Source organism: Prescottella defluvii (assembly GCF_000738775.1).
Lineage (GTDB): Bacteria > Actinomycetota > Actinomycetes > Mycobacteriales > Mycobacteriaceae > Prescottella > Prescottella defluvii.
This window is the reverse complement of record NZ_JPOC01000160.1, coordinates 1-275: the sequence shown is the minus strand read 5'-3', so window position 1 is coordinate 275 and position 275 is coordinate 1. Positions and strand designations below refer to the sequence as shown.

The window sequence follows — 275 nt, the reverse complement described above, 5'->3', positions numbered from 1 at the left end:
GACCGGCACCCCGAAGGGCGCGCCGCGCGGTCGAATGTCGCCGTTCGTCACCGCACAGTTCCTCGACCGAATCCCCTTGCGCCCCGAGCAGACCCTTCTGATGGCCGCACCGGCGTTCCACGGCACCGGAATCTCACAGCTGGCGCTGGGTCTCGCGCTGGAGAACACCGTGGTGATGCAGCGCCGCTTCGACCCCGAGACCACGGTCCGCCTGCTCGCCGAGCACCGCGCCGACACCCTGGTACTGGTACCGACCATGCTGCAGCGCATCGTCG

At 69.5% G+C, this 275-nt stretch carries 1 protein-coding gene; it reads left to right on the top strand.

Translation table 11 applies throughout. The annotated features are described in order from the left end of the window. On the top strand, positions 1-275 hold a 275-nt coding region (locus IJ15_RS25110), incomplete at both ends, for an AMP-binding protein (protein ID WP_156112220.1).